A 5,247-nucleotide genomic window follows, 5' to 3' on the forward strand; every position below is an offset into this window, starting at 1 on the left:
CGGGCTCACGCCCGGCTTTTTTGTTTTCGGAGTGCTGGCCAAGCTGCCCTTGCGCCAGTCGACTTCGAGGCAAGACAAGCAGTTCGCTCCTTCGCCCGTGCGGCGGTGCCCGCGACACTATCGCGGGCACCCATGCCCCAAGTGAGGCAACTGCACAGAGCCCTTGTCGGTCAGTTCAGCGCCTTGCATGCCATTCCGCGACACGCGACAAGCTGGCGTTTCCCGTCATTGCAACGCCCCTCGAAAATCGCCTCGCCGCGTTCGTCGCTGACCAATCCAAGGTCGGCGCTGCACTGCATCCGGATCAACTCCTTGCGCGCGGGCGATGCGAACTGATGTCCGACAGCAGAGTCTGTGGTCGCCAGGAGCGAGCCGCCCGCAGCCTCGGTAGCAGGCGCCATCGGCTGTCCGACTTGCCCCGCGGACGCCCGGCTTGCGCCATTCTGGTCAGCCATCAGGTTGGCGCAGTTCTTGCGCGTGTACGTGTCCTCCAGTGCCTGATGCTCGCCCTTCAGGCGCGCGTATTCCTGAGCCTCTGGACCGTCACCCTTGAGGAAGAAAAGCGTTGGCCAGAACAGGACCAATCCAACACCCATCTTTACCCGATCCCCTGAAGCCTTCTGATCAACGTCACCCGCCACGGAACTGATTCGGCCCTGCAGTCTCTGGGTTTCCTGAATCAGTTGCTGGCATGAGTAGGCGTCATACGTCATCGGACTCACGTACGAGGCTTTGATTTCTTTCGAGCCAGTCGCGCAGGCAGTGGTCAACGTTGCTGCGCAGACGAGCGCAGTCAGCTTTCCAAAATTCATTCTTATCCCCTGATTGCTCGCAGATGTGCGGCGATAAAACTATGACACACCGCATTTGGCTTCACCTAGAAATTGCGTATGAATTTAACCAACAACAAGGACCAACGTCGCGGAACGCATTTCGACAGTCAGTTAGGACGCGATCGATAAATAAATTGGAATAATCCCAAAATTGATACGCAGAAAACGGGGCGGCTCAATACTCTGCAAGCTTCTCAAGTAGGCGTTGGTTCACATCGCTTGCGCCAAGAACCAGTTCATCCACACAGCGCCTTGGGTAATCTCACGCCGGTCGCCTTTGCGGCTACGGTTCGAGAGCAATAGTTCGCAAGAGCCACCCCGAGCGACAAGTTTGCCAATTAGCGCTCTACGAAGTAGTCACTGGCCCTAAGATTGGGGGCAGGTCAGGTCAAGGCCTCACCACTCTCGACCCAGGGCAGCATGCTGAATCGCCTGGCAGGCTCTGCGGCCAGACTCCCACGGCCCGCTTGACAGCGCGCGCGGCCGACCGGCACAGTCGGGTCATGTCCCGGCACCTCACCACCACGACCATTACCACCACTACCCTCGCGGTGGTGCGGTCGGTCTTGCCTGGATAACAAATCCACCCACGGCCCCGCACCACGACAGAGGCGGGCCGGCATCACCCTCCCCTGAAACGCTGCGCGGCCTCCTCCGGAGGTTGCATGAACGCGTTGATGCTCGAAGAAAAACCCACGTCGCCCGCTGCCCTTCGCACCCGCGCGCACAAGTTCGGCGGCAGTTCGCTGGCCGATCCCGCGCGCATCCGGCACGTGGCCGACCTGCTGCTGGCGGCGGACGAACCCGGGCAGGTGACCGTGGTGTCGGCGATGCAGGGCGTCACCGATGCCCTGATCGCCTTGGCCGACGCCGCCACCGCGGCGCGCGACTGGCCCCCTGCCCTGGTCGCCCTGCGCCAGCGCCACCTCGAAACCGCACGCGCCCTGCTCAGTGACGACGCGGGCGACCTGCAGGCCTGGCTGAACGCGCAGTTCGAACAGCTGGCCGCCCTGCTGCAGGCCACCGCCGTGCTGGGCGCGCCCGGGCGCCCGGCGTTCGAACGCATCCAGGGCCTGGGCGAAGTGTGGTCGGCGCGGCTGCTGTGGGCGCACCTGTGCTCGCGCGGCGCCGACTGCGCGCTGCTGGATGCCCGCGAGGTGCTGCGCGTGCGGCATGAAGAGCTGGGCGTGGCCGTGGACTGGCCCGCCAGCCGCGACAACCTCGAGCGCTGGCGCCGGGCCCATCCGCAGCCGCGCGTGGTGGTGACAGGTTTCGTCGCCGGCGGCGAAGACGGCCTGCCGACGGTGCTGGGGCGCAACGGCAGCGATTATTCGGGCGCCATTTTCGCAGCGCTGTTCGAAGCCGACGAACTGCACATCTGGACCGACGTGGACGGCGTGCTGTCGGCCGATCCGCGGCTGGTGCCGGAAGCCGTTCCGCTGCCGGCGCTGAGCTATCGCGAGGCCTGCGAACTCGCGTATTTCGGTGCCAAGGTGATCCATCCGCAGACCCTCACCCCGGCCATTTCCCGCGGCATGCCGGTGCAGATCCGCAACACCTTCCGTCCACAGGTGCCGGGCACGCGCATTGTGCTTGACGGTGGCCCGGGCGGTCCGGTCAAAGGCCTGACGCTGAGCAGCGGCCTGGCGCTGGTGAGCCTGGAGGGCGCCGGCCTGATCGGCGTGCCCGGTACGGCCGAGCGCGTGTTCGCCGCGCTGCACGCGGCGCGCATTTCGGTGGTGATGATTTCGCAGGGTTCGTCCGAGCACTCGATCTGCTGCGTGGTGCGCAGCGGTGAAGCCGTGGCGGCGCGCGCGGCGCTGCTGCGCGCCTTCGACCGCGAACTGGCCGCCGGCCAGGTGCAGGGCGTGCAGCTGACCGACGGCGTCAGCGTGCTGGCGGCCGTGGGCGACGGCATGGCCGGCACGCCGGGCGTGGCCGCGCGACTGTTCGGGGCGCTGGCGCGGGCGCGGGTGAACATCCGCGCCATCGCCCAGGGCGCCTCGGAGCGCAACATCTCGGTGGCGGTGGCGGCGGAGGATGCGACACGCGCCCTGCGCGCCGCGCACGCCAGCTTCTGGCTGTCGCCGCAGACCGTGGCGCTGGCCGTGATCGGCCCGGGTAAGGTCGGCGCAGCACTGCTGGACCAGGTGGAAGCGGCGATGCCGCGCCTGCGCGCGGGCGCCGGCCTGGACCTTCGCCTGCGGGCGCTGGCCGACAGCCGCCGGCTCTGGCTGGGTGAGCACGGCGCGCCGGGTACCTGGCGCGAACACCTGGCCCACGCCGCCGACGGTGACCTTGATGCGCTGGCGCCGCACCTGCTGGGCGCCCACCTGCCGCACTGCGTGATCGTGGACTGCAGCGCCAGCGACGCCATCGCCGAACGCTATGCCGGTTGGCTGGCCGCCGGCATCCACGTGATCACGCCCAACAAGCACGCCGTGGCCGGGCCGTTGGCCCGCCGCCAGGCCATTGCCGCCGCCAGCGAGGCCAGCGGCGCGCGGCTGCGCTACGAAGCCACGGTGGGCGCCGGCCTGCCGGTGATCCAGACGCTGCGCGACCTGCTCGACACCGGCGACGAACTGATCGCCGTGGAAGGCATCCTGTCGGGCACGCTGGCGTGGCTGTTCAACCGCTACGACGGCTCGCAGCCGTTCTCGGCGCTGGTGCGCGAGGCGCACGGCCTGGGCTACACCGAGCCCGACCCGCGCGAAGACCTGTCGGGCATGGACGTGGCGCGCAAGCTGGTGATCCTGGCGCGCGAGTCCGGCATCGCGCTATCCATGGCCGACGTGCAGGTGGAAGGGCTGGTGCCCGAGAGCCTGCGCGGCGCCTCTCGCGAAGACTTCATGGCCTCGCTGGCAGAGTTGGACGAGGCCATGGCGCGGCGCCTGGCCGATGCCGATTCGCGCGGCCAGGTGCTTCGCTACGTCGCGCGGCTCGGGCACGATGGCCAGGCCAGCGTTTCGCTGGTGGAACTGCCGCGCGACCACGCCTTCGCCCACCTTCGACTGACGGACAACATCGTGCAATTCACCACCCACCGCTATCGCGACAACCCGCTGATCGTGCAGGGCCCCGGCGCCGGCCCGGAAGTAACGGCGGCCGGCGTGTTCTCCGACCTGCTGCGGCTGGCGTCGGGGGTGGGGGCGCGGCGGTGTGTCCGCCCGCCAGCGCGCGCGCGTTCTCGCCGGCTTCGGTGGGCAACGTGGGCGTGGGATTCGACATCCTGGGCCACAGTCTGCAGGGCCCGGGCGACATCGCCACCGTGCGCCGCATCGCGCAACCCGCCGTACGCATTGCCGCCATCCGCGGTGGCGTGTCGGGACTGCCGATGCAGGCCGAACACAACACCGCAGGCGCGGCGCTGATCGCGCTGCGCGAAGCGCTGGGGCTTTCCGGCGGCTTCGAGATCGAGCTCGACAAGGGCATCGCGCTGGGTTCGGGCCTGGGCGGTTCGGCCGCGTCGTGCGTGGCCGCGCTGGTGGCGGCGAACGCGCTGCTGGATCAACCGCTGGCGCGCGAGGCGCTGTATTCGTTCGCGATGATCGGCGAAGCGGTGGCCAGCGGCGGTCTGCACGGCGACAACGTCGGGCCGATGCTGGTGGGCGGCCTGGTGCTGGCCACGGCCGACCGACTGGTGCCGATCGCGGTGCCGGCGCACTGGCACTGCGCCGTGGTGCGGCCCCATTTCGCGCTGGAAACGCGGGTGGCGCGCGCGGCGCTGGCGGCGCCGTTCGCGCTGCGTGAGTTCGTGACGCAGAGCGCGGCCCTGTCGCAGGTGCTGCTGGGCTGCGAGCGCGGCGATGCCGCCCTGGTGCGCGCCGGGCTGGAAGACCACCTGGTGGAACCGCGCCGCGCCGGGCTCATCCCGGGCTTTGCCGCGGTGAAGCAGGCGGCGCTGGCCAACGGCGCGATGGGCGCCAGCATCTCGGGCGCCGGGCCGAGTGTATTCGCCTGGTTCGAAGACCGCGCCTCGGCAGAAAAAGCCGCGGCGGCCATGGTGGGCGCGTTCGCCCACGCCGGGCTGGGCAGCGATCCGCACGTGTCGCCGGTGTCCGGGCCGCGCGCCGAGGTGCTGGCATGAATTTTCCCAGCACGCGCGGCCTCGCGGCGCCCGCTGCCCTCGGTGAAGCGCTGGCCGCCGGCCTGGCGCCGGACGGCGGCCTGTATGTGCCCGAAACCCTGCCGCAGTTCTCGCCTTCGGATTTCGACGGACTCCAGGACCTGCCGTCGGTGGCGGCACACCTGCTGCGGCCGTTCTTCGCGGACGATCCGCTGGCCGCGGCCCTGGACGCGATTTGTAGCGAGGCCTTCGCGGTGGAGCCGCCGCTGCGCGGGTTAGGCGCCACCCGCGCCCACCTGCGCCAGGTTTTGCATGGCCCCACCCCCCCCGTCAAAGACTACCGCGCGC

At 69.2% G+C, this 5,247-nt stretch carries 2 protein-coding genes and 2 pseudogenes; 3 read left to right on the forward strand and 1 reads right to left on the reverse strand.

Annotated elements, in window-relative coordinates; all coding sequences use genetic code 11:
• Positions 1 to 170: 170 nt before the first annotated feature.
• Positions 171 to 812: a hypothetical protein gene (locus K0M70_RS13275; RefSeq protein WP_290782715.1), complete on the reverse strand. Its 642-nt coding sequence runs from the start codon at positions 810 to 812 to the stop codon at positions 171 to 173.
• Between the two features lie 686 nt (positions 813 to 1,498).
• On the opposite strand from K0M70_RS13275, the pseudogene thrA reads away from it, so the two are divergent.
• The 3 genes and pseudogenes from thrA to K0M70_RS13290 form a co-directional block, all read left to right on the forward strand.
• Positions 1,499 to 3,988 (forward strand): annotated as a pseudogene (gene thrA / locus K0M70_RS13280) (bifunctional aspartate kinase/homoserine dehydrogenase I); the annotation flags it as partial.
• 2 nt (positions 3,989 to 3,990) lie between these two features.
• The gene (locus K0M70_RS13285) at positions 3,991 to 4,920 is read left to right on the forward strand and encodes a homoserine kinase (protein ID WP_290782717.1); all 930 of its coding nucleotides are present in this window, start codon (positions 3,991 to 3,993) and stop codon (positions 4,918 to 4,920) included.
• A pseudogene (locus tag K0M70_RS13290) lies at positions 4,917 to 5,247 on the forward strand (threonine synthase); the annotation flags it as partial. The gene K0M70_RS13285 and the pseudogene K0M70_RS13290, both read left to right, overlap by 4 nt.

This window comes from Arenimonas sp. (assembly GCF_019459675.1).
Taxonomy (GTDB): Bacteria; Pseudomonadota; Gammaproteobacteria; order Xanthomonadales; family Xanthomonadaceae; genus Arenimonas.

Coding starts and splice junctions, on each gene's coding strand:
- K0M70_RS13275 (WP_290782715.1), bottom strand. CDS start 812: ATGAATTTTGGAAAGCTGACTGCGCTCGTCTGCGCAGCAACGTTGACC.